The sequence below is a fragment of the Micromonospora sp. NPDC007220 genome, assembly GCF_040634035.1.
In the GTDB taxonomy this organism is placed as follows: domain Bacteria; phylum Actinomycetota; class Actinomycetes; order Mycobacteriales; family Micromonosporaceae; genus Micromonospora; species Micromonospora reichwaldensis.
Window position 1 is genome coordinate 1 of record NZ_JBEYEU010000058.1, and the last position, 5130, is coordinate 5130.

Annotated in this window: 1 protein-coding gene; it reads left to right on the forward strand. The window is 75.3% G+C overall.

The features are described 5' to 3' along the window. Positions 1-5130 (forward strand): type I polyketide synthase (locus tag ABZ573_RS32400; protein WP_358122907.1); only part of this gene is annotated, 5130 nt, incomplete at both ends.

Here is a 5130-nt window from a genome sequence, read left to right on the forward strand (position 1 = left end):
GACGACGACGCCGTGCTGGCCGTGGCCGTGCAGCGCCGGGACCGGCCGGAGGCGCAGGCGCTCCTGCACGCCCTGGCGGAGCTGTACGTGCACGGGATGCCGGTGACCTGGACGCAGTGGTTCGCCGACGCTGGCGCGCGCCGCGTGGACCTGCCCACGTACGCCTTCCAGCACCAGCGCTACTGGCCCGCCGCCAACCGGGCGCGTACGGGCGACGTGTCCGGGGCCGGGCTCGGCCGCACCGAGCACCCGCTGCTCGGCGCGACCGTGGACCTGGCCGGCGACGACGAGATGGTGCTGACGGGCCGGCTCTCCCTGGCCACGCACCCGTGGCTGGCCGACCACACGGTCTCCGGGCTGACGCTGGTGCCGGGCACCGCCCTGGTCGAGCTGGCCGTGCGGGCCGGCGACGAGGTGGGCCTCTCCCGGCTGCGGGAGCTGACCATGGCCGCCCCGCTGGCCCTCCCCGGAACGGGAGGCGTGCGGATCCAGGTGCGGGTGTCCACGTCGGAGTCGCCGCAGCGTCCCGTCGCCGTCTACTCCCGCCCCGACGACGACCCCGAGGCGGGCTGGACCCGGCACGCGGAGGGCGTGCTGGAGCCCTCCACCGCCGACGAGCCGGACCCGGTCACCTGGCCCCCCGCCGGCGCGGCGGAGGTGGACCTGGCGAGCTGGTACCCGACGCTGGCGGAACACGGCCTGACGTACGGGCCGGCCTTCCAGGGGCTCCGGCGTGCCTGGACCAGCGGCGCCGAGGTGTACGCCGAGGTGGTCCTGCCGGACGACGCCGCGACGGAGGCCGCCGGGTTCGGCGTGCACCCGGCGCTGCTGGACGCCGCCCTGCACCCGATCGGGCTGCTGCTGGGTGGCGAGGAGTCGGGCGGGCCACGGGTGCCGTTCGCGTTCGAGGGCGTGCAGGTGCACGCCTCGGGGGCGGGGGCGCTGCGGGTGCGCCTGACGCGCGACGGCTCCGGGTTGCGGCTGGCCGCGTACGACGAGGTGGGCGCGCCGGTCGTGTCGGTGGACTCCCTCGTCCTGCGGGAGCTGACCGGTGTGGCCGCGCCGGGCGTGGCCGCGCGTTCGCTGTTCGAGCTGCGGTGGCCGGCCGTGGAGGCCGCGCCCGCCGGGGAGCTTTCCGGATGGGCGCTGGTGACCGGCGGCCGGGAGCTGGTGGCACCCGCCGGAGTGCCCACGTACCCCGACGTGGCGACGGTCGCGGGGGAGGAGTCCGTCCCCCGGACGCTGCTGCTGCCGGTGTTCCCCGCGTCCGGTTCGGCGGCGGCGACGCCGGAGTCGGTCCGGGCGGTGGCTTCGGACGTGCTGGCGACGGTGCAGTCCTGGCTCGCGGCGGACGCCCTGGCGGACTCGCGGCTCGTGGTGGTGACCCGGGGCGCGGTGTCCGTCGGGGACGAGGACCGGGTGACCGACCTGGCCGGTGCGGCGGTGTGGGGTCTGCTGCGGTCGGCGCAGTCGGAGCACCCGGGCCGCATCGTCCTCGCGGACGTCGACGGTGACCCGGATGCCGGGCTGGTGGCCCTGCTGGACGGCGTCCTGCGGGAGCCGGCGTCGACCGGCGGCCAGCTCGCCGTCCGCGAGGGCGCGGTGTACTCGCCGCGCCTGGTCCGGGCCGGTATCACGGCCGCGCAGACGCGCAGCCTGGGTGACGGTGCGGTGCTGGTGACCGGTGGTACGGGTGCGCTCGGTGCGCTGGTCGCGGAGCACCTGGTGTCGGTGCACGGCGTGCGCTCGCTGGTGCTGGTGTCGCGGCGTGGTCCGGAGGCCGCCGGTGCGGGCGAGCTGTCGGAGCGGCTGTCCGCGCTGGGTGCGTCGGTGCGGGTCGTCGCCTGTGACGTGACGGACCGGGACCAGGTCGGTGCGCTGGTGGCCGAGGTCACCGCCGGGGAACGCCTGGCGGGTGTGGTGCACACCGCTGGTGTTCTCGACGACGGGATCGTGGAGGGGCTGACGGCGGAGCGCCTTGCCGGAGTGTTGGCGCCGAAGGTGTCGGCGGGTTGGTTCCTGCACGAGGCGACGGCGGGTCTGGATCTGGATCTGTTCGTGGTGTTCTCGTCGGTGGCGGGTGTGCTCGGCTCGCCGGGCCAGTCGGCGTACGCGGCGGGCAACGCCTTCCTCGACGCCCTGGCGGCGTACCGGCGGCAGCTCGGGTTGCCGGCCGTCAGCCTGGCGTGGGGCATGTGGGACACCCCCGGCATGGCCGCCTCGATCGAGGAGGCGGACCGGGCGCGTTCCGCGCGGGCTGGCCTGACCCCGATGAGCGCCGAGACCGGGTTGGAGCTGTTCGACGCCGCCCTGGGCGCCGACCGGGCGGCCCTCGTACCGGCCGTGATCGACGTGCCCGCGCTGCGGGCGGCGACCTCCGGCGGCCCCGTGCCGGCCGTGCTGCGCACCCTGATCGGCGTGACCGGCACCCGCCGCCAGGCGGGGCAGGGCGGTGGCGGCTGGGCCGACCGGCTCGCCGGGCTGACCGAGGACGAGGGCCGCGCCCAGGTCGACGTGCTGGTGCGGGGCCTGGTCGCGCAGGTGCTGGGGCACGGCGGTGCGGAGGCGGTGCCGGCGGACCGGGCGTTCCGGGAGCTGGGCTTCGACTCGCTGACGGCGGTGGACCTGCGTAACCGGTTGAACGCGGCCACCGGGCTGCGGCTGGCCTCGACGCTGGTCTTCGACTACCCGACCCCGGCCGTGCTCGCCGACCACCTGTGGTCGGAGTTGGCCGGGGTACGCCAGTCGACCGCCGGCCCGGTCGCCGGCACGGTCGTCGGCACCGACGAGCCGATCGCGATCGTGGGCATGGCCTGCCGCTACCCGGGCGGGGTGGAATCCCCCGACGAACTGTGGGAGCTGCTGGCCGGCGGCGGCGACGGGATCTCCGAGTTCCCGGCGGACCGCGGCTGGGACCTGGAGTCGCTGTTCGACCCGGACCCGAACCGCAGCGGTACGTCGTACACGCGCCACGGTGGCTTCCTGTACGGCGCCGGCGAGTTCGACCCGGGCTTCTTCGGCATCTCGCCGCGCGAGGCCCTGGCGATGGACCCGCAGCAGCGGCTGCTGCTGGAGGCGTCGTGGGAGTCGTTCGAGTCGGCCGGGCTGGACCCGCAGCGGTTGCGGGGCAGCCGGACGGGTGTCTTCGCCGGCGTCATGTACCACGACTACGCCTCCCGGCTCATGGACCTGCCGACCGAGGTGGAGGGCTACGTCGGGACCGGCACCTCCGGCAGCGTGCTGTCGGGTCGGGTCGCCTACACGTTCGGCCTGGAAGGCCCGGCGGTCACCGTCGATACGGCGTGCTCGTCGTCGCTGGTGGCGCTGCACCTCGCGGCGCAGGCGTTGCGCTCCGGCGAGTGCGATCTGGCGCTGGCCGGTGGTGTGACGGTGATGGCGACGCCGGGGACGTTCATCGAGTTCTCGCGGCAGCGCGGGTTGTCGCAGGACGGCCGCTGCAAGTCGTTCGCCGCGTCGGCCGACGGCACCGGCTGGTCCGAGGGCGTCGGCGTGCTTCTGGTGCAGCGCCTCTCCGACGCCCAGCGCGAGGGCCGGAAGATCTACGCCGTGGTGCGCGGCACCGCCGTGAACCAGGACGGCGCGTCGAACGGGCTGACGGCCCCGAACGGTCCCTCGCAGCAGCGGGTGATCCGCCAGGCCCTCGCGAACGCGCGGCTCACCACCGCCGACGTGGACGCCGTCGAGGCGCACGGCACCGGCACCACCCTCGGTGACCCGATCGAGGCGCAGGCGTTGCTGGCGACGTACGGGCAGGAGCGTCCGGGGGACCGGCCGCTGCTGTTGGGGTCGGTGAAGTCGAACATCGGGCACACGCAGGCCGCCGCCGGTGTCGCCGGTGTGATCAAGATGGTCATGGCGATGCGCCACGGGCTCGTCCCGCCGACCCTGCACGTGGACGAGCCTTCCCCGCACATCGACTGGACGGCCGGGGCGGTGACCCTCGCGACCGAGCCCACCCCGTGGCCGGCCGTGGACCGGCCGCGTCGGGCGGCGGTGTCGTCGTTCGGCATCTCCGGCACCAACGCGCACGTGATCATCGAGCAGCCGCCGGCCGAGGCGATCGAGGGCGAGATCGTCGCCCGGGACGTGCCGCCGGTCGTGCCGGTGCTGCTCTCCGCGCGCTCCGATGCGGCCCTGGCCGGCCAGGCGGGCCGGTGGGCGCGCTGGCTCGCCGCCGAGGAGGCCCCGCGTCCGCTGGACGTGGCCTGGTCCTCCGTCACCACCCGGCCCGCGCTGGAGCAGCGCGCCGTCGCCGTGGTGGCCGACCGGGACGACCTGCTCGCCGCGCTGCGCGCCCTCGACGCTGGCGAGCCCTCCGGGGCCGTCGTGACCGGCTCCACCGCCGTACGCGGCCAGCTCGCGTTGCTGTTCTCGGGTCAGGGTGCGCAGCGTGCCGGGATGGGCCGGGAGTTGTCGGCGGAGTTCCCGGTGTTCGCCGCCGCGCTGGCCGAGGTGTGTGCGCACCTGGATCCGTTGTTGCCGCGTCCGTTGCGGGAGGTGTTGTTCGCTGAGGCGGGCAGCCCCGAGGCGGGGTTGCTGGATCAGACGGTGTTCACGCAGGCTGGGTTGTTCGCGGTCGAGGTGGCGCTGTTCCGGTTGGTGGAGTCGTTCGGGGTCGTGCCGGACATGCTGGCCGGTCACTCGATCGGCGAGGTGACCGCCGCGCATGTCGCGGGCGTGTTGTCGCTGGCCGACGCGTGTGCTCTTGTGGCCGCGCGGGGTCGGTTGATGCAGGCGCTGCCCACCGGTGGCGGGATGCTGGCGGTGGCCGCCGACGAGGCTGCGGTGGCGGAGTCTCTCGCTGGGCTGGGCGACCGGGTCGGTATCGCGGCTGTCAACGGGCCGACCGCCGTGGTGGTGTCGGGTGCCGTCGAGGCCCTGGACGAGGTGGAGCGGGTCTGGCGGGAGCGGGGCGTGCGCACGCGCCGGCTCACGGTGAGCCACGCGTTCCACAGCCCGTTGATGGAGCCGATGCTCGACGAGTTCCGCGCGGTCCTGGACGGCCTCACCTTTGCCGCGCCGCTGCTGCCGGTCGTGTCGAACGTGACCGGCGCCCTGGCCGGCGACGAGATCCGCACGGCCGACTACTGGGTGCGGCACGTGCGCGAG